Raw genomic sequence first — 17,706 nt, 5'->3', positions numbered from 1 at the left:
GGACCGGAAAACCGCCGGCCGCGGCACGTGCTCGCCTCGAACGAAAACTACCTACTACCCGGCAACCGATTCACTACTCGATCAGGTCGAATTCCCAGTTGATGCGTTGGATCTCCAGATCCACCAGCCGGATCTGTCTGGCGATATCGTCCGCCGTAGAGCGCAATTCGGCAACCGGAAGGGCTGCGACATACACCAACTCCGACCGCAGCTGTCGCGGACCGTACCGACGCTCCTGTTCACGTCCCGACGCGGCGTCCGCTGCTGCGGAGATCGCCTTGTGACGCATACGCAGCACGTCACGGGACGCGAGTGCGTCGGTGAGGGTTCCGTCCCGCATCGTCGCGGCGCTGTTCGTCCGGTTGATCCTGCGAATGAGGATCTCAAGACGATCGAGCACAGTTGTTTACTCCGACAACAGAATTGCCGCATCTTCGGCCGGTGATTCACCGTCCTGATGGCGGGCGTTCGCCAGAATCCGAACCTTCAGATGTTCGGTGCGCTTGATCAGTTCCCCTCGTTCAGCGAGGGCCTCGGCAAGCTTCATGTTCTGCACCTCGGCGTTTCGATACCGACGGTGATGTGACTACGGGCGCTCATGCGCCTTTCGACGTGTCGAATGAGTTCATGGAACAACAAGTACCACAGTCCGCCTGGATACGGAAGAGCCGGTGCCGATGGCGCAGCTATCCGAGATCGAGAAGAAGTCGCTTCAAAAGGCCTGCAAGTTGGCGTCGCTCATCCGGATTCAACGATTTGAGCAGAGCTTCCTCATTGGCTACGTGAGCGGGTAGCGCGGCATCCACTGCAGCGATCCCGGCCTGCGTCAATTGCACTATGACCACCCGACGATTGGTGGGATCGATCTCGCGTTCGACCAATCCCTTGTCGGTCAACCGATTCAAACGGTGCGTAACGGCACCTGACGTCACCATCGCGCTGTCCAGCAACTGCCCGACGGTGAGGCGATGCGGAGACCCGGCGCGCCGGAGCGTTGCGATGAGATCGAATTCGCCTGGTTGCAAACCGAATTCGGCCAGTACAGTCTGCGTGCGCCTGTCCAGGACGGACGCCGCACGGCTGATACGGCCTATGACCTCCATCGGGCCGACATCCACATCGGGCCGCTCGGCCCGCCACTGCCGGACAATCCGGTCCACTGCGTCGAGTGCCTCGTTCGACATCGAGCCAACCACCCCTCAACACTTCAGCGCTCAATTGTTTGACATTGTGCCACGCCCGTCCTACCGTTCAATGCTAGATAGTTCAACGTTAAGATGTTTACCGACAGCGCCCCCGAGATGAGCTCCCGATGCGAACACCTCGCATGCAAACACACCCAACCGATGCTCGATTCCTCCGCGCACCCGACGTCGCCCCCTCGACTCTCGGATTGACTGCCGCTGCCGCACTCGCTCCCATCCTCTGGGGCACGACGTACCTGGTGACCACCGAACTCCTTCCTCCCGACCGGCCGATGACCGCCAGCGTGCTGCGCGCGGTTCCCGCGGGGCTCCTTCTGCTGCTCATCGCTCCGGGCGTCCCCGCAAGGGGATGGAGACTCAAGATCGCGACCCTCGGTGTACTCAACATCGGATTGTTCTTTCCGATACTGTTCGTGGCGGCCTATCGGCTACCGGGTGGAATTGCCGCGGTCGTGGGATCCGCGCAGCCGCTTGTGATCGTGGCGATATCGGCGATCTTCGGTTGGGGGCGAACGCGACCCGTCCAGGTTGGATGGGCCGCGATGGCCGTCGTCGGGGTTGCGCTGACGGCGGTGTCCGGAACGATCCGACTCGACGCCATCGGCCTCGCCGCCGCAGTGGTCGGAGCCGTCAGCATGGCAGTCGGTGTCGCCCTGACCAAGCGCTGGGGTGTGCCACCCGATACCAGCCCGCTCAATTCCACTGCGTGGCAACTGATTGTCGGCGGAATGGTCATCTCGCCACTGATTCCGATCGTCGACGACGGGCCATGGGCACTGGATGCCGACGCTGCAATCGGCTATGCCTGGCTCGCAGTGGTGGGCGGCGCGTTGGCCTACTCACTGTGGTTTCGCGGCGCCCGCGCTCTCCCCAGTGCCAATGTCACACTCCTCGGCGTGCTGAGTCCGCTCACTGCAGCAGTCATCGGATGGATAGTGCTGGGACAGAGCATGACCGGAGTTCAGTGCGTCGGCTTCGGAATCGCGCTCGTGGGTTCGATAGCCGGACAGTTCGTCACGACACACCCATCGCGATCGGTGGCGTTGCGGTACAGAAAAGTCCCGGGCAGGAGTTCGTGAGAACTCCCGCCCGGGACGATTGCGACGCGTGGTCTAGCGAGTCATAAGTTCGTAGACCAGCACACCGGAAAGCGACAGGATGGAGAGGAATCCGAGGACACCGAGTGCGTTCTTCCACCACGTGTTTCGGAGGTCTCCCATCAGTTGGCGGTTGTTGCTCATGACGTAGAGCAAGAAGCCGAGGAATGGGGCCACCAGCACGGTCAGAGCCTGGGCGACGATGATCAGTTGGATCGGCGACGAGGTGAACATGATCGTGATCGCCAAACCGAATGCCAGGATCGCGGCGCAGGTCACCTTCGCCGTAGGGGTACCGGGCGATGCTCCCCGGCCCAACGCGTCGGAGAGCATGGTTCCTCCGGCCGTGGCATTGGCCACCATCGAGGAGAAGGCCGCTCCCGACAGTCCGAGGGCGAAGATGGTCGAACCTATCGGTCCTGCAATGGGTTCGAATATTTTCGCCAGCCCGACCAAGCTGGTCGCTTCGGCATTCTGGCTCTCGAGTACCGCAGCGGCCACGACGATGACGAGCGCTGTCATGATGCCGGGGGCGACGATGCCGGGGATCGTGTCGGCAATGGAGGTTTGACGGTATTCGCCTCTGGTCCGGCCTCGTTCGTGGATACCGTACGAGGTGAAGAACGCTGCGTTGAGTGAGAAGTTGGTGCCGACGAGCGCGACGATGAGCAGCAAACTTCCCGAAGGGGCGCTGGGCATCACGCCGTCGAGAGCCATGTACCAGTCCGGCTTCGCGATGACCGCGCTGATGATGAAGGCGGCACCGAGGAGTCCGACGATGACGAGCAGCACTCGCTCGACTATGCGATAGACGTTGCGAAACAACAGGATCAGCGCCACGAATGCCGTGCAGGCAATCGTCCAGATCAGCGGGGAGCCGCCGAATACCATCGACAGCCCGAGTCCGGATCCGACGGCATTACCGACCGAGAAGCACAGGGTGATGATGAAGACCCCGAAGCCGGCTGCGACACCGACGCGGTGCCCGAGGATGTCTTTGACCGAACTGATCAACGACGTCGGCGTCCGTATTCCCAGACGCACGCTCATATCGGCGTACACGAGCATGAATACCGTCGAGAGCACGACGACCCAGATCAACGCGTAGCCGTACTTGCTACCGGCCTCGACCGCACTGGCCAGGTTGCCGGGGCCGAATTGCCAGGCGCCGGCGATGAAGGCGGGACCCGCCATGGCCAGTGTGCTCAGGACGGTCTTCCATCGACTCGACATGGCAGGCGGTCCATCTGCGGTGATGGTGGACGCGGCTGGTGCCACCGGGGTCGTGCGGGGTTGACTCATGACGAGCCTTTCTGGTGACGCTCCGTACTCGCTACTAGAGGCAGTGTGCCCTCGGCTCGACGCGGTGGGGAGCGGATACGAAAAGTACGAGCGAAGGTCGGTGTGCGGCATCGATGGCCGGACGAAGATGGCCACCGATGCCGACCGAGTGATCTGACGCGGTCTGTCCCTGCGAGGGAACTCAGACCAGCGCGGGTACTACCGAACCGAGGTTCGCGGAATCGAGTGCCGCCGCGATCTCTTCGTGAGCGCCTGCGGCCAGTGGCAGCAGCGGCGAGCGGACGGTGGCGTGCTCGAGGATGCCGCGGTGGACCAGGCCTTCCTTGAGCGCGACAGTCCCCTCCATGTGAGATCCGCGGTGATAGACGTTGGCGGTGACGGGCAGCAGACGGTCGTGGATGGCGCGTGCGGCCGGGTAGTCCTTGGCCTTGCCTGCGGCGATGAGCTCGACGAGGGGTTCTGGAGCCAGGCCGCCGTAGCCGACGAGGAGGCCGTCGACGTCGAACATGGTGTGCAACAGGTATTCGTCGTGGCAGCTGAGGATCTGCAGGTCCGGGTTCTCCTTACGCAGAACCGGGATCTCACGGTCCCAGCGGCGCATGTTCCGAACGCCGTTCTTGGTTGCGAAAACGCCCTCCTGAGCGGCAATTTCGAGCTGGGTGTCGAGGTTGTACGTCGCCTTGGTGACATCCGGGTACTGGAACAGGATCAGCGGCAAGCCCGATCCCTCGTACAGTGCGCGGTACCGATCCTGCGGTGCGCCGTCCTGGTAGCCGAAACGCAGCCAACCGTGCGACGGGTACACCAGTCCGGCGGACGCACCGGCGTCGACCGCGCGCTTGGCTTCTTCGACGGATACGGCCGTTCCTTCCCCGGTGATGCCGGCGATGATCGGAAGCTTTCCCTCGACCGAATCGCGGAAGGCACCGATCACCTTGGCTTGCTCGGCCTGGGTGAGGAATGTGCCTTCACCCGCGTGACCGAGGACGACGAGACTCTTGACGCCGTCGACGCTGCCGAGCCAGGACCCGAGGCGCTGGATCGCGTCGTAGTCGACCTCACCATCGCGAGTGAACGGCGTGATCGGTGCTGGGCTGAGTCCGCGGAGATCGAGTGAATTCATGTTGTCGTCCTTCTCGAGAATCTGATGGGAACGTTGTCGGGAACGTTTGCATTACGCTAAACCGCTCCCCGTGGATGTGTCGACCATCACTTTGGAGATCAGGGGTGACAGGCATCGCACAGCGCACTTGCAAACGTTCCTGGGACGTTTGCATGCGCCGCAGGCTGGCGATTTGTAAGTTCGGCCGTACCAGGAGATTCAACGAACAGTCAGGAACTGCACATGCGTTCCACCCGAAGTGGGCTCTCGACGGAGCGCACGGACGCGGTCACACTGCGTGACGTCGCCAAGGCTGCCGGGGTCAGCATCTCGACCGTCAGCCGTGTTCTCGACGACCGCGTCGCACCGTCCCGATCCGCGACGGCCGTACGGGTGCGCGAGATTGCCGAGCATCTCGGATACCGGCGCAACACGTTCGCGTCGAATCTACGACGCGGTGCCACCGCCACCATCGGAGTCCTGGTGCCACGCCTCTCGGACACCGTGATGGCGCTGATGTTCGAGGCCATCGACCGGGCAGCGGGCAGGGAGGGTTACCACGCCGTCGTCGCGACGAGCGGCGACGATCCCACCGACGAATGGAACGCTGCGCAGTCGCTTCTGGAGCGCAATGTCGATGGGGTCGTTCTCGCCACGAGTCGCACCGACGACCCCCTCCCCAGTCACCTGCGCGAGAACGGAATTCCGCACGTACTGGTGCTGAGAACCGATGGAAAGAGCCCGTCCTCGATCGGCGACGACGAGACCGGTGGATATCTGGCTGTTCGTCACCTCATCGATCTCGGCCACACCGACATCGCAGTGCTGACAGGCCCTCTGTTCACGTCCAGTGCTGTCGGTCGTCTGGCGGGCGCGCACAGGGCATTTGCCGAAGCCGGCCTCCAACCACGCCCGGAGTGGACGATCGAAACCGGCTACGGAATCGAAGCCGGGGCAAGCGCAGGACACGATCTGCTCGACGGCTCAGGCCGTCCCACCGCCGTGTTCGCAGCCAACGACAACCTTGCCCTCGGAGTGTTGTCGGCAGCACATCGACACAATCTGGCTGTCGGAGAAGACCTTTCACTGGTCGGCTACAACGACATCCCGCTCGCGCAACTGTTGCCGGTTCCCCTGACCTCGGTTCGCACCGCATTCGACCAAATCGCCCGAACCGCAATGGAAATACTACTCAACGGCGACGACGGCTCGACTCCGCTGAAAAAGGCACTCCCGACACTGATCCCGCGACAATCATCGAGCCGTGCGGTGAGATGAGTTCATCAGCGGGACTGTGTCGGTTCTGGCTCATCGGTTTTGTCGTCGCCCTCACCGCGTCGTGCAGTTCGTTCGAGCCCGGCGAACGCAGGTCCATGGACGAAGAAGAAGTGTCGCGTGGTCTGCAGGACATAGCTTTCGACGTGCCGAGTGGCTTCGAGTTCGTTCAGGCCTTCACCCACACGGAGTTCGTCGGCCAGCCCGCGTGGCGGGCCCGATTCGACGCGCCGAGCGAGGCCGGCGACGATAAAGCGCTATCGGCGGCAAACCCTTCCTATCCGCCCCTGCAACCGGTGACGTGCGCCGCTGCATCGACGAGCAACTGGTCTGCACTGGGCTTGACCTGCGAACCCGAGATGCTGTCCACCTCGCGTCCTGCGCAGGGGACGGCAGACCCCTGACCGTCCTGCTCACCAGGAACACACGACAGTCGTCGCTGTTCATCTACTCCCAGGGCCACTGACTGTTGCAGCGACGCTATGCGGGCTGAAGCAATTGGAGGCCGAATCGGGTTCAACTGACCGCGCTGAGCGCGGCTAGCTGCACCCGATTTTGCCCAGCAGCGGAGTCCGGCACCTCGCTGACCACATGCTGCCGATCGATAGACCTGGGGACATATCTGTCGAAATCGCGACAGCCCCGCTACGATGCTCGATACATCAGACCGAACGGTCTTGAAAATGGAGGATCACATGCCGTATCTCGGTCTGCTGGTGATGTTGCTGTGGGTGTTCTGCCTGATCGACGTGATCACGGCCGACGATGGTGGAGTGCGATTTCTCCCGAAGATCGTGTGGTTGCTGTTGGTGGTGTTTCTCCCGCTCGCCGGCTCACTGGCATGGTTGTTCGCGGGACGTCCTGTAGGAGGCGGAATCTGGGGAGGTCCCGGTGGCGGCAACCGGCGCGCGAGCAACTCTGCGTTTCCTGAATACGAAACACGCCCCGGCCGTCAGGCTGCCCAGAACCCCGATGCCGATGCAGAATTTCTCCGGCGTTGTCGAGAACGTGCAGAGGAACAACGCCGACTCGAGCGCGAGCGTCGCAGGAGAGATCTGGGGTTCTGATCAGTGTTGCTGAATCGGCGGTGACTCGATGGTGCCCCATCGCGACGGCGGCAGCACGATCAGGCGCGCTTTGCCGATGACATCGCCGATGGGAACCGTCCCGCCCAGTTCGTCATTACTATGAGCTCTGGAATCGGCTGAGCCGCTGCGGTTGTCGCCCATCATCCAGAGATTGCCGGAGGGCACCGTCACGGGCCCGAAGCAACGGCCGGATCGAGGCGCCGTCTCGCAGGTGAGCGTGTCCTCGACGAACGGGAAATCCATGACGACGTACGGCTCGTCGAGTGGCTGACCATCCACCTCGACGCGACCTTGCGCATCGCAGCACTGCACGGTTTGCCCACCGATGGCGATGACGCGTTTGACGAGGTCGTTCTCGTCGGGTGCAACGAGTCCCGCCCATGAACCGGCGTCCTGTAGCGCTTTCGCTATCGGGTTGGTCGACCGCGCGGAGTTGTACCCGACGTTCCACGACATGGTCGGTGCACGGAACACCACCACATCACCCGGCTCCGGGTCACCGAATCGAAAGGTCATCTTGTCCACGACAATCCGATCGCCTGTGCACCCTTTACATCCGTGCAGCGTCGGTTCCATGGACTCGGACGGTATGAGATAGACGCGGCCGACGAACGTCTGCAGAGAAACGCTCAACATCAACGCGACGACAACCAGAACGGCTATCTCGCGAAGCCAGGGCGGGATTCTGCGTCGGTGGATATCTTGAGCCTTCGTCATCCTGGCAGCCTAAAGCGCAGCCGTTGCGTAACGTACTGAGCATGTTGTTTTTGGGCCTTGTGGTCGCGGCACTCGGCGCGGTGATGATGACCGATGCGACGCTGCGCCTCGCACGAGTCAACGAAGGGCATCGAATACCCATGACGTGGGGCAAGTTCGCGGTTGCGCCATCGAAGGACGTCACGCAGCGGCGGGTGGGAGCACAAGCAGTGTCGGCCGTCGGCGCTTGGATCGTGCTCGACTCGATGTGGGATTACCGTGCGGCGACGCCGTCCATGGTGGCCGGAGGTATGACTCTCATTGCTGCAGTTGCACTTCCGGTCATCGCTGTCACCTCGTCCCACAATCGACGCCTGTCGACCCCGAGCCGTTGACCATCCGCAACACTCGGCAGCATCAAGCGCACTCCAGGTCGAGCATTGAAAAACGAGAAGCGGACGGAACTGGTAGGTACGGAATCGGCGGCACGGCCGAAAGCGGTAGTTCCCCACGTTCGACTCGGCCGAAGAAGCAGTCACTCGAAGATCGAATGCATGCTCGGACGGTGGCAAGCCGAGTCAGCGGTCCACATCGATCGCTGTCGAAGGCGCGAGAACGTACGCGAAGGCATAGCTCACCGACGTCAGTATTCCGAGCACTAGCAAGTACTCCGGATCCAGAGATGCATTCCCCGAGCCCGCCTCGGTCCATGCGAACAGTCCGCCAACCGAGAGCATCACGGCCGCTGCCGAACACAGCGCGAATCGATGTCTCCACCGATTGCGAGTCCGCGGTGGCCAGAACGCTGCAGTCCGAGCTGCGTAGTGTCCACCGGCGACAGCGAACAGGCCCACGATCAGTCCGAACGCGCCACCGACGACGACGGGGAGGGTCAGGTCCCACCACCGACCGTCGACGATCGGCCAGATGAGCACCGCAGCCGTGCCCGCACCAACGGTCGCAGCCAAACCGAGCTCCTTGGCGACCCAATTCATGCGACTGACTCAAACACACAGCTTCACGTCTATTGAATTCGGTGCAGTCAGCCGCGCTGAGCGCGGTTCAATGCACCCGATTCGCTCTGTGGAACCGCTTCGGCGCGGTGAACGTCCAAGTGGACATGCTCGATGAATGGCTGGCGCAGCACGACGGCGTGATCACTCGCGCGCAGGCGGCACTCTGCGGCCTGAGTGGCGACGCTGTGGATCGCTCGGTTCGCGCGGGTGCGTGGCGAACAATTCATCGCGGGGTGTACTTCGTTGTGGACCGCCCATTCACTGCGGACGCACGCATTCGATGCGCTGTGTGGGGTGCGGGACCGAACGCTGCGCTCAGCGGGGAAGCCGCTGCCTTCTGGCACGGGGTGATCTCCGAAGTGCCGAGCATCATCGAGGTCACCGCGCCGCGCAGGGGGCGAAGCCGCGCCGAGGGCTGCCGACTACGCCGCCGCGACATTCACAACAAGGACATCGTCGAGCGGCGCGGGCTTCGCGTCACGTCTCTCGAACTCACCGTTCTGGAAGCGTCGATAGGTAAGGCGCACATCATGGATCGGGCACTTCAGCGACACACCGACCTCGAGCGATTGCAGCGGGCAGATGCACGAAACCCAGGTCGCACCGGCGCTCCCGAAGCGAAGCGGCTGCTGAAGGTCGCAGCGAACGGTGCACGCTCCGAGGGCGAGCGTCTCTTGATTCGAGAGTTCCGGGCCCGCAAGATCGGCGGCTGGGTGGTCAACTATCGATGGGGCGGATACGAACTCGACTTCGCGTTCCTCGCCGAGATGGTGGTGATCGAAATCGACGGCTGGGCATTTCACTCCGATCACGACGCCTTCCATCAGGATCGGATCAGGCAGAACGACATCATTCAGAGCTGGACGATCCTTCGCTACACCTGGGTCGACCTGACCGAACGCATGGATCACGTGATCGCCGAAATAGTCGCCACTCTCGATCGAATCCGGTGCAGCCAGCCGCGCTGAGCGCGGTCAGTTGCACCCGATTTCATCGCCGCGAGGACCTGGGCGGACTGTACGACCCATCGAGTCGACTTCTGATGCGTCGGATCGCCTTCCATCCCGCGGGAGTCACCGCGGTGCTGACTATCGCGCCGATCATGACGCCCTGGAACAGGGCAGACCACTGGCCGGGGCTGCCTCCGAACAGCGGCCATTTGTACACGATCGCGAGAACCGCGAGGAACACCAGAGCACGCATACCTGCACCCTCCCACGACACCGTCAGCGCCGCGAACTATCCGGTACCGTGAAGGAAACGGACAAACTGGACCGCACGAGGTCGGAGGCCGAGATGCAGAAGCCATTTCGCGAGTGGGTCATGACCGGGGCACTGAGCAAGAAATGCGGCGCCACCCGGGCCGATTACATCAATGCTCTGGCTCTCGCCCCTGCAGTCGGAATCGGCTTTCTCCTGATGCAGTTGATAGTCGGCTCGGGTTCGACTGCTCTCGATACTGCGGCAGGGTGTCTGGGCGGGGCCATCACGGGCTTGCTGTATCTCTACATCGCGTATCGAGTCGAGTCACGTAAGCACCGCGGGCCCACCCCCGCGCCGCCGCTGGGTGCACGGCCGACACGGCTGTGAGATTCCCCAGCCCCAGCCCGACACGCCGGATCAATGAGACTCTCTTGCACTCCAACCGACTGAAACCCACATTGATCCAGATCTCAGGCGCGCTTGGACGAGTACATTCGCTCGTCTGCGATGCGTAGTAATTCGTCCGGGTCGGTGGTTGGTTCCCAACTCCATCCGACGCTCACCGAGACCGGGACGACGATGCCGTCGATGTCGTAGGGGCCGGCGAGGAGGCCACGAACCCGGTTGGCAAGGCGCTCGACTCCCTCGGCAGATCTGGCGGAGTGCAGCAGGGCTACGAATTCGTCACCGCCGATGCGGCAGGCGATGTCTCGAGTGCGGGTGTTGTCCAGGATGCGACGGCCGATTGCCTGGAGTACCCGGTCCCCCACTGCGTGGCCGAACCTATCGTTGATGGATTTGAAGGAATCGATGTCCACGAAGAGCATTCCGACCGGGCGTTCGCTGACCGATTCCTTCAGCGCATCCAGCTCGGCCATCAATCGTCGTCGATTACCCAACGCCGTCAGGTCGTCGATCAGCACCTGGCGTTCGAGCGACGCCTCGGCAGCTTTGCGAGCGGTGATGTCCTGGATCTGCGCGATGATGACGTCGCCGGATTCGTCGTCGCGCACCACGGTCGCGTTTCGCTGCACCCAGATGGTGGCTCCGTCCTTGCGGATGTATCGCTTCTCCGACGCCACGTTCGTCAGAGTCCCGTCGGCCAGTCCCTTGAGGTGTTCGTCGGCGAGGGGAATGTCGTCGGGATGGGTGATGTCACGAAAGGTTTTCTGCCGCAATTCTTCTGCGGTGTAGCCGAGTAGTTCGCACAGGGCCTTGTTCACCTGGAGCCATCGTCCGTCACGGGTCATCACTGCTTTGCCGATCGGGGCGTTCTCCATGACGTTCTGGAACAGCCGGATCGCGCGATCGCGCTCGCGTTCGACCTCGGCGCGTGCGCTGACATCGACGACCAACGCGGTGAACCCGACAACGACACCGTCGACGATATCGGGCACATAGGTTGCCTGAGTGACGCGCACGGCACCGTTGACGTCGATGAGGGTCCGGTCGAACTGCTGTTGCTCGCCGGCGAGGACGCCCGTGATGTACGGCTCGTTCAACTGAAAGAGCGCCTCGCCGAGCAGTTCGCTGAGGTGCTTACCGACCAAATCCCGAGGTTCGATACCGAAGTAATCCGCGTACACCTGGTTGGCGTACACATTCCGCAGCGAGCTGTCCCAGTAGCCGATCATCGAAGGCAACTGATCGACGGCGCGACGCATGACCTCGCTCGATGCGTTTCGCGTACCGGTCATGGACCACCTCGTTTGTGACGCCGACCGCGCAACGCTACCCAAAGATTCCCTGTCGTGCCTGCGGGAACTCGGAATCGGCAAAAACATATGAGTGCGCAAGTGCGCACACATGTGTACCTTGAATCCCATGCTGCGCCGAAACATCGCCTTCCGACGCCTGTTCACCGCGCAGGTCGTCGCGTTGCTGGGCACCGGTCTGTTGACGGTGGCACTGGGGCTGCTCGCCTACGACATCGCCGGCAGTGCCGCCGGTGCGGTCCTCGGCACCGCTCTCGCGATCAAGATGATCGCGTATGTGTTTGTCGCTCCGATTGTTTCGTCACTGACCAACGCGCTCCCGAGCAAGCTCGTGCTCGTCACCGCCGACGCCGTCAGGGCGCTCACCGCGCTGGCGCTGCCCTTCGTCGATCAGGTGTGGCAGGTATACGTGCTGATCTTCGTTCTGCAGGCGGCGTCGGCCACGTTCACTCCCACCTTTCAGGCGGTCATTCCGTCCGTGGTGCCCGACTCGCAGCAGTACACCCGCGCGTTGACGCTCTCACGCCTCGCCTACGACCTCGAGTCACTGGTCAGTCCACTCATCGCCGCAGCACTGTTGACGGTCATCGGCTTTCACACGCTGTTCGTCGGCACGGCGCTGGGGTTCGTCGTCTCCGCGATGATGGTGGTGGGCACGGTGCTGCCGAAACGCACTGCGCCCAAACACAACAGGCCGACAACAGGCATCACGACGTTCGTCAGAAATCCCGAACTGCAGGGGCTGCTCGCCCTGAACACGGTGGTTGCTGCGGCGACAGCTCTCGTGATGGTCAATTCCGTGGTCTACGTTCGCGATCTGTTCGGCGGCTCGAGCAGCCAGCTGGCCATCGCTCTCGGCTTCTACGGCGGCGGTTCGATGCTCGCTGCACTGCTCATCCCGCGGGCGCTGAGATCCACGAACGACCACACCCTCATGCTCACCGGGGCCGCAACGGCCGTCGTGGGAACCGCAGCAGCAACAGCAGTTGCAACCCTGAACGGTGGGTCGGCAGCCTGGATCGCGCTGGCCACGACGTGGGCGCTGCTGGGCGTCGGGACGTCGATGATCAACACGCCGTCGGCGAGGATTCTGCGTCGTGAATCCGACGAGAGCACCCGTACATCCATCTTCACGGCGCAGTTCTCGCTCTCGCATGCCGCGTTTCTGCTCACCTATCCGGTTGCGGGATGGGTCGGGGCTCAGTTCGGACTGTTCACCGCGGCGATGGTGCTCACGGGCTTGGCTACACTTGCGACACTGACCGCAGCACGCCTGTGGAGTCGCACCCGAATGTCGGTGGTCGCCTCCGCGTAGGGAGACGACGTTCGATGCCACCGAAGAAGGAACCGCGCATCAGTCTCGACCATGCCGTCGAACCGGACTCCGCGCGCCTGGCCACGGCCAGCGACACCTTCCGGATGCTCTCCGACCCCACCCGACTGCACATCCTCTGGCTACTCGACCGAGGGCCCGCCGACGTCAGCGCATTGACCACGGCCACCGGAACCTCCCGCACCGCCGTCAGCCAGCATCTGGCCAAGCTCCGATTCACCGGACTCGTCGAGACCCGACGCGACGGCCGCAACGTCATCTACCGCCTGGCCGACGGTCACCTCGCCCGTCTCGTGCGTGAAGGCCTCAACTTCGCAGACCACAAGGTCACCGGCGAACCTCCACACGAGTAGCCACAACAAGAAAGCAGTCCATGAAACGCCTGGCCGTGATCGCAGCCGCCATTCTCACCGCGACGGCACTGTCGATCGCTCCGGCAGCTGCGCATGCAACTCTGCAGTCCAGCAACCCTGCCGAGAACTCCGTGCTCGACGCCGCGCCGGACGAGGTGACGCTGACGTTCAATCAGTCCGTGCAGTCGAACTTCGCCACCGTGACTGTCGTCGGATCCGACGGAACGCAATGGGGGGCATCGGATCCCGTCGTCGACGGCAGCACGGTGACAGTGGATCTGGACGGGCTGGGTGCGGCGGGTGAGTACACCATCGGCTACCGAGTGGTCTCCGCCGACGGGCACCCGATCACCGGCAGCATTCCGTTCCAGCTCACCCAAGCGTCCCCGACGTCGGCAGCAACCTCAGCATCCGCAGCCCCTGCCACTACCGAAACAACCCCGACCGCCGCCGAAGACACCCAGGACAGCAGCGGCTTTCCGATCTGGATCATCGCGGTGGTCGTAATCGCGGTCGGCGCAGCCGGCGTTCTGTTCGCGCTTCGTAAACGCAGCAACTGACAGCCTTGCCCAGTGTGGACGTGAGAACATGCAGCATGAGTGACGGTGGCCCGCGCCCGAAGTCCGATGGCCGTAAGCGGCGTTGGGAACAGCACAACACCGATCGTCGACGCCATATCATCGACGCCGCCATGACGGTGCTGGCGCGCGATATCGCTCCTGGTGAGCGGCTCACCACCGCTCAGATTTCCGCCGAGGCCGGGGTACATCGCACCGGTCTGTACCGGCATTTTCGTGATCGCACCGACTTGGACACGGCTATTCAGCGGGCGATCTGCGCGGAGTTGACGGCCACGTTGGTCACCTCGTTCGCGTTGACCGGCACTCCTCGCGATGTGGTCCATCGAGTGGTGAGTACCTACGTGCGGTGGGTGGCGGAGCATCCCGCGTGGACGCGTTTCGTCGAGCAGGACGTCAGTGCCGAGTCGCCTACTCCCCTCGAAGAAACCAACGCCATGCTGGCCGAGCAGTTGGAAGTGAGCGTCGCGGCGTTCCTGTCCCTCGTGCATGCTGACCTGACCACCGACGACTGGTCGCTGGTGCGGCCGTGGGTGGCGGGCCTGGTGTCCAGCTGCATGGGTGCGGTGCGCAGTTGGAGCGGGCAGACCGAAACACGTACCGGGCTCGATCATTTCGCGACATTCTTGGCCGACACCATCTGGCTGCAGGTCAAGGGACTCGGAGCATCCCGCGGCATCGCGATCCCGCAGGTGCCACTCGAGAGCGTCGTCGACGAGACTCAGCCGAAAGACGGCTCACTGCGGTAGCGCGTCCATTGGCGCACATAGTCTACTTTCGTGATATCAAAGTATACTTACGTTCGAAACAGTCGCGTTTTCTGACGATCGGGGGCGACAATGATCTGGTCGCCGCACCGCGTCGAGTCGCGGGCCTGGAAGCCGAGTCGGCGTCAGGGTTCGCGGGCCGATCGCACGCTGCAACACATCGAAGTGTCCATCCCACCCATGATCGGCGAAGCGCAGTGCGATCTCTCCGGCTCGGTTGCTCGGGCTCATGAAGAGGCGGTCATTGCTGTCGTCCGGCTGGAGGCGGGTTTCGGCGAGCACCTGGCACCGTTGTCCGACTTTCTGCTCCGAAGCGAGTCTGTCGCATCGTCGAAAATAGAGCACATCGACGCCGGCTGGCGCGCCTTCGGCAAGGCCTTCGCCGGAGGTAAATCCAACGCCGAGGCGAAATCTCAACTCGCGGCCGTGCATGCTCTGGCGGCGATGGTCGACGCCGCAGGCAGAGGTCCGATCACCGGTGACGACCTCACGACCGCGCACAGACTGTTGATGGCACCGGATTTCTACACCGCGCGCGATTCGGGCACCATTCGCGACGTGCAGAATTGGATCGGCGGCAGCGATTACACCCCGATCGACGCTCTGTACGTCCCGCCTCCGCCGGAGCTCGTCCACGAACTGATGGCGGATCTGCTCACCTTCGCCAACCGAACAGATCTGCCCGTACTTGCTCAGGCTGCGATCGCGCACGCCCAGTTCGAGTCCATCCACCCGTTCACCGACGGCAACGGCCGCATCGGCCGGGCTCTGATCAGCGCGATCCTGCGTCGACGCGGATTGACCGGACGGGTGACAGTCCCCCTGGCATCGGTGATGCTCGCGGACACAGGGCGCTACTTCGACAGGCTGACCGACTACCGCGCCGGTGACGCAGATGGATTCGTGAACTACGTCGCGCAGGCGGCAACCGTGTCCAGCTACGCCGCCCAGGAATCGGCCCAGGCATTGGCCGAACTTCCTGAACACTGGCGCGTCACTGCTCGCCCCCGCGCCAATTCGGCGGACGCGAAGATCATCGACGCCTTGCTCGACACCCCGATCTTGAACGCGGACACGGCCAGTCGGATCACCGGCACCACCGATGCGAGCACCTATCGCGCCCTCGCTCGGCTGACCGAGGCAGGCGTGCTCGAGGTACTGACAGCCAGCAAGCGCAACCAGATATGGGCTGCCACGGCGGTTCTGGCCGAACTCGATGCACTCAGCGTCGCCATTGGAAGACGCTCGGTCCCCCAACGAACAGCTCAGCCGAACGACGGCTCACTGCGGTAGCGCGAGGGGCGGCCGTCGATACCGAGTGCGCGCCATACGCGTCGGGACACGCGGTTCATCAGTCCGAGCTCGCCCGCGAGCATGCGGACGTCACCGAAGGTGTCGCGCAATGCCTTTCGTGAGGAGTCACTGTCCCACCAGACGGCGTCGACAACCTCGTCGGGGATGTCGAGGTCGCGTCGCATCTGCTTGCTCGGTTTCATGATCACGTCGCACAGCAGTCGCATGATGACCGGCATGAGTATCGAGATCGATGCCTTCTCGAAGCGTCCGAGCCGCGGGGCCTTGTGCTCGAGGTACTGATGCGCGAAGCCGATGTGACGGGCTTCCTCGGCGATGTGAATCTGCATCACGCGCTGAACCAAGGGGTGTCCGACGCTACCGGCGCGCAGGACGCCCTTCTGCATGTGGTCGATCGGCTCTTCTCCCGCGAGGACGCCGACGAAGAATCCGAACGGTGTCGATCGAGCGGCGAACACCGTAAGCATCGGTACGACCTTGCGGAACCACGCGGGCCCACCCGGCACGTCGATGCCGATGCGGTTCACCAGTTCCTGGAACATTTGGGTGTGGTGGCACTCTTCGGTGGCTTCGTGCGTCGAGTACCGAAATTCGGGTGAATCGTTGGGCAGCGTGAGGGCGTACTGCATGAGTCCGCTGATGAGGATCTGCTCGAACTGCAGGCCGACCTTGACCATGCTGGCCTGGCGGTACATCCCGATGTGAATCTGCCGGTCCAGGGGAAGCGACTTGTACCAGTCGGTGTGGCCGAGCGGGTCCGCGTCCGGGAGCACCCAGCGTGGATCGTTGGGAACGATCGCATATTCGGGCTCATCCCAGGGGATGTCGAGGAAGGCGTCGAAGTGCTGATGCACCGATGCCGTCGACAGAGCGTGCAGCCTGTCTCGGTAGAGCGTTCGTGCGTCGTCGACTGCAGTCATAGTGATCCTTCCGCCCGCGTCCGTTCAAATCTTTACGCTACACAGCGTCACATATAAATCTAGTTGGTGCAACGCTCCGTCGCAGATACTTGAAGAAATCGATTCGAAACGACGAAACCGGCCGACCGCTGTACGGTCGACCGGCCTCGAATACTCGGGCGCCCCGGGTCGTGAGCAGAAGCTCGTAGCAGGCTACGAAGTTCCAGTCACGTGCGACGACGTCGCTCCATCACCAGTATGGCAACACCATCACGACGAATCCGATGCCGACGACGATTCCGACGATGCCGGTCCCGATGGCAAGCGCCCTGTCGCTGCGATCGGCGGGCGGCCCAGAAAGGTCGGGGCTGCGATCAGCCCACAATGCGGAGGCAACGGCAATCAGTCCCGCCGCGATACCGAGACCCGCAGCCCAGAACGAGACGATCGACAGTGCACCGAACATGACGGCATATTCGGTCACCTGAGCGCGGGTACGAATGCGCCGATTCCACCACTTCGGTGGCATGTCGTCGTCCGAATCACGTGTATCGAAGTGGGGAGAGGTGACGGTCACTGCGGACTCCTTTCGAGTGAGTATGTGCCTCTATTTTGGCACTCGACCGTTGAGAGTGCCAATCCCCTGGACGAGGGTGATCGGCGCGCGCACCCCCGGGTTTCGCAAAGGCGCGCGCGTTTGTCAGACGCCGCTCAATGTCAAGCTGTCTGGAGTCGGTTGTTGTTGATTCCGACTGTTGTGGGC

22 protein-coding genes and 1 pseudogene are annotated in these 17,706 nt (G+C 62.9%); 13 read left to right on the top strand and 10 right to left on the bottom strand.

The annotated features are described in order from the left end of the window. Positions 1–73: 73 nt before the first annotated feature. Positions 74–547 (bottom strand): annotated as a pseudogene (locus tag QM590_RS22560) (DIP1984 family protein). Positions 548–686: 139 nt separating this feature from the next. Beyond that, positions 687–1,184, bottom strand: a complete 498-nt coding sequence (locus QM590_RS22555; RefSeq protein ID WP_269596471.1) for a MarR family winged helix-turn-helix transcriptional regulator — start codon at positions 1,182–1,184, stop codon at positions 687–689. Positions 1,185–1,327: 143 nt separating this feature from the next. Between QM590_RS22555 and QM590_RS22550 the strand changes: the two genes are divergently transcribed. Beyond that, positions 1,328–2,284: an EamA family transporter gene (locus QM590_RS22550; protein WP_269596472.1), complete on the top strand. Its 957-nt coding sequence runs from the start codon at positions 1,328–1,330 to the stop codon at positions 2,282–2,284. 33 nt (positions 2,285–2,317) lie between these two features. Here QM590_RS22550 and QM590_RS22545 read toward each other — a convergent pair whose 3' ends face one another. After that, a complete protein-coding gene (locus tag QM590_RS22545) occupies positions 2,318–3,496 on the bottom strand; it encodes an Nramp family divalent metal transporter (protein ID WP_068055234.1) in 1,179 nt (392 codons plus the stop codon). A gap of 106 nt (positions 3,497–3,602) precedes the next feature. On the opposite strand from QM590_RS22545, the gene QM590_RS22540 reads away from it, so the two are divergent. Beyond that, a complete protein-coding gene (locus QM590_RS22540) occupies positions 3,603–3,761 on the top strand; it encodes a hypothetical protein (RefSeq protein ID WP_179276454.1) in 159 nt (52 codons plus the stop codon). 24 nt (positions 3,762–3,785) lie between these two features. Here the strand turns inward: QM590_RS22540 and QM590_RS22535 are convergent, their stop codons facing one another. Then, complete coding sequence (locus tag QM590_RS22535) at positions 3,786–4,727, bottom strand: dihydrodipicolinate synthase family protein (RefSeq protein WP_269596473.1); 942 nt, start codon at positions 4,725–4,727, stop codon at positions 3,786–3,788. A 222-nt stretch (positions 4,728–4,949) separates the two neighbouring features. Here QM590_RS22535 and QM590_RS22530 point away from each other — a divergent pair, with 222 nt between their 5' ends. The 3 genes from QM590_RS22530 to QM590_RS22520 all read left to right on the top strand — a co-directional run bounded on the left by QM590_RS22530 (position 4,950) and on the right by QM590_RS22520 (position 7,048). Further along, a complete protein-coding gene (locus tag QM590_RS22530; RefSeq protein WP_143536624.1) occupies positions 4,950–5,984 on the top strand; it encodes a LacI family DNA-binding transcriptional regulator in 1,035 nt (344 codons plus the stop codon). Next, positions 5,981–6,385, top strand: a complete 405-nt coding sequence (locus QM590_RS22525; RefSeq protein WP_269596474.1) for a hypothetical protein — start codon at positions 5,981–5,983, stop codon at positions 6,383–6,385. Before QM590_RS22530 ends, QM590_RS22525 begins: the two co-directional genes overlap by 4 nt. A gap of 291 nt (positions 6,386–6,676) precedes the next feature. Next, entirely contained in the window at positions 6,677–7,048 is a 372-nt protein-coding gene (locus QM590_RS22520) for a PLD nuclease N-terminal domain-containing protein (RefSeq protein WP_269596475.1), read from the top strand. Here the strand turns inward: QM590_RS22520 and lepB are convergent, their stop codons facing one another. After that, complete coding sequence (gene lepB, locus QM590_RS22515) at positions 7,049–7,786, bottom strand: signal peptidase I (RefSeq protein WP_269596476.1); 738 nt, start codon at positions 7,784–7,786, stop codon at positions 7,049–7,051. 41 nt (positions 7,787–7,827) lie between these two features. Here lepB and QM590_RS22510 point away from each other — a divergent pair, with 41 nt between their 5' ends. Next, on the top strand, positions 7,828–8,160 hold the full coding sequence (locus tag QM590_RS22510; RefSeq protein ID WP_143545887.1) for a hypothetical protein: 333 nt from the start codon (positions 7,828–7,830) through the stop codon (positions 8,158–8,160). A gap of 183 nt (positions 8,161–8,343) precedes the next feature. On the opposite strand, the gene QM590_RS22505 is transcribed toward QM590_RS22510, so the two are convergent. Beyond that, complete coding sequence (locus tag QM590_RS22505) at positions 8,344–8,733, bottom strand: hypothetical protein (RefSeq protein WP_269596477.1); 390 nt, start codon at positions 8,731–8,733, stop codon at positions 8,344–8,346. Between the two features lie 152 nt (positions 8,734–8,885). Here QM590_RS22505 and QM590_RS22500 point away from each other — a divergent pair, with 152 nt between their 5' ends. Beyond that, positions 8,886–9,749 (top strand): type IV toxin-antitoxin system AbiEi family antitoxin domain-containing protein, encoded by an 864-nt coding sequence (locus QM590_RS22500; protein ID WP_269596487.1) that lies wholly within the window; start codon positions 8,886–8,888, stop codon positions 9,747–9,749. A 22-nt stretch (positions 9,750–9,771) separates the two neighbouring features. On the opposite strand, the gene QM590_RS22495 is transcribed toward QM590_RS22500, so the two are convergent. Beyond that, entirely contained in the window at positions 9,772–9,984 is a 213-nt protein-coding gene (locus QM590_RS22495; RefSeq protein WP_269596478.1) for a hypothetical protein, read from the bottom strand. A 93-nt stretch (positions 9,985–10,077) separates the two neighbouring features. Here QM590_RS22495 and QM590_RS22490 point away from each other — a divergent pair, with 93 nt between their 5' ends. Further along, entirely contained in the window at positions 10,078–10,371 is a 294-nt protein-coding gene (locus QM590_RS22490; protein WP_269596479.1) for a hypothetical protein, read from the top strand. Positions 10,372–10,454: 83 nt separating this feature from the next. Here the strand turns inward: QM590_RS22490 and QM590_RS22485 are convergent, their stop codons facing one another. Further along, the gene (locus QM590_RS22485; protein ID WP_269596480.1) at positions 10,455–11,681 is read right to left on the bottom strand and encodes a PAS domain S-box protein; all 1,227 of its coding nucleotides are present in this window, start codon (positions 11,679–11,681) and stop codon (positions 10,455–10,457) included. Between the two features lie 127 nt (positions 11,682–11,808). On the opposite strand from QM590_RS22485, the gene QM590_RS22480 reads away from it, so the two are divergent. From QM590_RS22480 to QM590_RS22460, 5 genes are all read left to right on the top strand, one after another. After that, positions 11,809–13,014 (top strand): MFS transporter, encoded by a 1,206-nt coding sequence (locus QM590_RS22480; RefSeq protein ID WP_269596481.1) that lies wholly within the window; start codon positions 11,809–11,811, stop codon positions 13,012–13,014. 14 nt (positions 13,015–13,028) lie between these two features. Next, on the top strand, positions 13,029–13,385 hold the full coding sequence (locus tag QM590_RS22475) for an ArsR/SmtB family transcription factor (protein WP_032396178.1): 357 nt from the start codon (positions 13,029–13,031) through the stop codon (positions 13,383–13,385). Between the two features lie 20 nt (positions 13,386–13,405). Next, positions 13,406–13,945: a copper resistance CopC family protein gene (locus QM590_RS22470; protein WP_269596482.1), complete on the top strand. Its 540-nt coding sequence runs from the start codon at positions 13,406–13,408 to the stop codon at positions 13,943–13,945. Positions 13,946–13,980: 35 nt separating this feature from the next. Further along, entirely contained in the window at positions 13,981–14,712 is a 732-nt protein-coding gene (locus QM590_RS22465; protein ID WP_269596483.1) for a TetR/AcrR family transcriptional regulator, read from the top strand. A 90-nt stretch (positions 14,713–14,802) separates the two neighbouring features. Beyond that, entirely contained in the window at positions 14,803–16,023 is a 1,221-nt protein-coding gene (locus QM590_RS22460; protein ID WP_269596484.1) for a Fic family protein, read from the top strand. On the opposite strand, the gene QM590_RS22455 is transcribed toward QM590_RS22460, so the two are convergent. Together QM590_RS22455 and QM590_RS22450 are read right to left on the bottom strand one after the other, a co-directional pair. Continuing rightward, positions 15,996–16,964: an AurF N-oxygenase family protein gene (locus QM590_RS22455; protein ID WP_269596485.1), complete on the bottom strand. Its 969-nt coding sequence runs from the start codon at positions 16,962–16,964 to the stop codon at positions 15,996–15,998. The genes QM590_RS22460 and QM590_RS22455 overlap by 28 nt on opposite strands. A 229-nt stretch (positions 16,965–17,193) precedes the next feature. Next, on the bottom strand, positions 17,194–17,520 hold the full coding sequence (locus QM590_RS22450) for a hypothetical protein (RefSeq protein WP_269596486.1): 327 nt from the start codon (positions 17,518–17,520) through the stop codon (positions 17,194–17,196). Between the last annotated feature and the right edge of the window lie 186 nt (positions 17,521–17,706).

It is taken from the genome of Rhodococcus sp. IEGM 1372 (assembly GCF_030056835.1).
Lineage (GTDB): Bacteria > Actinomycetota > Actinomycetes > Mycobacteriales > Mycobacteriaceae > Rhodococcoides.
This window is presented reverse-complemented; position numbering and strand designations above follow the sequence as displayed.

Bases quoted from the DNA above. Each gene is read 5' to 3' on its own strand.
- QM590_RS22555 (WP_269596471.1), bottom strand. From the start codon at position 1,184: ATGTCGAACGAGGCACTCGACGCAGTGGACCGGATTGTCCGGCAGTGG.
- QM590_RS22550 (WP_269596472.1), top strand. From the start codon at position 1,328: ATGCAAACACACCCAACCGATGCTCGATTCCTCCGCGCACCCGACGTC.
- QM590_RS22545 (WP_068055234.1), bottom strand. From the start codon at position 3,496: ATGGCGGGTCCCGCCTTCATCGCCGGCGCCTGGCAATTCGGCCCCGGC.
- QM590_RS22540 (WP_179276454.1), top strand. From the start codon at position 3,603: ATGACGAGCCTTTCTGGTGACGCTCCGTACTCGCTACTAGAGGCAGTG.
- QM590_RS22535 (WP_269596473.1), bottom strand. From the start codon at position 4,727: ATGAATTCACTCGATCTCCGCGGACTCAGCCCAGCACCGATCACGCCG.
- QM590_RS22530 (WP_143536624.1), top strand. From the start codon at position 4,950: ATGCGTTCCACCCGAAGTGGGCTCTCGACGGAGCGCACGGACGCGGTC.
- QM590_RS22525 (WP_269596474.1), top strand. From the start codon at position 5,981: ATGAGTTCATCAGCGGGACTGTGTCGGTTCTGGCTCATCGGTTTTGTC.
- QM590_RS22520 (WP_269596475.1), top strand. From the start codon at position 6,677: ATGCCGTATCTCGGTCTGCTGGTGATGTTGCTGTGGGTGTTCTGCCTG.
- lepB (WP_269596476.1), bottom strand. From the start codon at position 7,786: ATGACGAAGGCTCAAGATATCCACCGACGCAGAATCCCGCCCTGGCTT.
- QM590_RS22510 (WP_143545887.1), top strand. From the start codon at position 7,828: ATGTTGTTTTTGGGCCTTGTGGTCGCGGCACTCGGCGCGGTGATGATG.
- QM590_RS22500 (WP_269596487.1), top strand. From the start codon at position 8,886: ATGCTCGATGAATGGCTGGCGCAGCACGACGGCGTGATCACTCGCGCG.
- QM590_RS22495 (WP_269596478.1), bottom strand. From the start codon at position 9,984: ATGCGTGCTCTGGTGTTCCTCGCGGTTCTCGCGATCGTGTACAAATGG.
- QM590_RS22490 (WP_269596479.1), top strand. From the start codon at position 10,078: ATGCAGAAGCCATTTCGCGAGTGGGTCATGACCGGGGCACTGAGCAAG.
- QM590_RS22485 (WP_269596480.1), bottom strand. From the start codon at position 11,681: ATGACCGGTACGCGAAACGCATCGAGCGAGGTCATGCGTCGCGCCGTC.
- QM590_RS22480 (WP_269596481.1), top strand. From the start codon at position 11,809: ATGCTGCGCCGAAACATCGCCTTCCGACGCCTGTTCACCGCGCAGGTC.
- QM590_RS22475 (WP_032396178.1), top strand. From the start codon at position 13,029: ATGCCACCGAAGAAGGAACCGCGCATCAGTCTCGACCATGCCGTCGAA.
- QM590_RS22470 (WP_269596482.1), top strand. From the start codon at position 13,406: ATGAAACGCCTGGCCGTGATCGCAGCCGCCATTCTCACCGCGACGGCA.
- QM590_RS22465 (WP_269596483.1), top strand. From the start codon at position 13,981: ATGAGTGACGGTGGCCCGCGCCCGAAGTCCGATGGCCGTAAGCGGCGT.
- QM590_RS22460 (WP_269596484.1), top strand. From the start codon at position 14,803: ATGATCTGGTCGCCGCACCGCGTCGAGTCGCGGGCCTGGAAGCCGAGT.
- QM590_RS22455 (WP_269596485.1), bottom strand. From the start codon at position 16,964: ATGACTGCAGTCGACGACGCACGAACGCTCTACCGAGACAGGCTGCAC.